Genomic DNA, 1,032 nt, shown 5'->3' on the forward strand with positions numbered 1-1,032 from the left:
ATGCTAATGGTTTTGTAGAAGTTTTTAGTATTTATAATAGACTAATTAAAACTGGAAAAATTATGTTTTCAGATATCGAGCTTTTGGTAGGAGCATGGGTAATTTATCAAACTACACTTTCATATCAGAATATTAGTCCTAATGATAAAAAATTCAACAAATTGAAGAAAGAGATGGAATATATAATAAGATATTATGAAAAACAAAATTAACCTAATATTTATTATTTCGTTTTTATTTCTATTAAGCTGTAACAACGAAACTGTAAAAGATAAAGATTACAAAGCATTGAATACTGTATTCAATAGACAAATCAGGGATGATGCTATAATCACCATGGTTAAACATGGAATTGATTCTAAAGACAGTATCTATCTGAATAATGAACTAAAGAAGCATGGTTTTGAGTTTAAAGCACCATCGATTGATTATTTTACTTATAAAAAACTATTTGATTCACTTCTGTTTTATAACAATAAGTTTACATATACGATTAAAGATTCGTTGTTCAAATATGATCCCAATACCATGTCTTCGAAAGTAATTTTATATATCAATTTAAAAGATTATAAAGATGATATAAAATTTGATGTCGATAAATTAAAACTTCCAAGTAATTGTATTAATATAGGTTCAAAAAGTGATACAATTAAATATAAAAATCACATTTATGTAGGAGAGTACAGTATTTCCAGAATATTATATAATAAGAAAGAAGATGGAGGATACATAGTTGTGAGAAATAGTTACATTGAGGGAAATGGTGCGGGAGCACTATATGAAATTTTTAAAAGAGGTGATAAATGGGTTATTACAAATTAAAATATTTTGGACATCAACTTTAAATGAAAGTCTTCAGGTTCTTCAGATGTACTATTTAAAAAAGAAGATGGTATGTGGAAATTAGAAAAATAAAATTATAAATACAAAAAGAAAAAAGAGTATGCCAAACCAACCAATAATTACACATAGGTATTATCCTCGGCTATCTTCTCTCATCTCTGAAGATGATATTCCGGATATTTTAGGTTT

At 26.2% G+C, this 1,032-nt stretch carries 2 protein-coding genes; both read left to right on the plus strand.

What is annotated here, in order from left to right; translation table 11 throughout:
- A partial coding sequence (locus AC2A1G_RS20040; protein ID WP_484048649.1) for a hypothetical protein occupies positions 1-212 on the plus strand: 212 nt, incomplete at its 5' end.
- Positions 196-822 (plus strand): hypothetical protein, encoded by a 627-nt coding sequence (locus AC2A1G_RS20045; RefSeq protein ID WP_484048650.1) that lies wholly within the window; start codon positions 196-198, stop codon positions 820-822. The genes AC2A1G_RS20040 and AC2A1G_RS20045, both read left to right, overlap by 17 nt.
- Positions 823-1,032: the final 210 nt, after the last annotated feature.

This window comes from Chryseobacterium sp. HNCC26DJ240 (assembly GCF_057180485.1).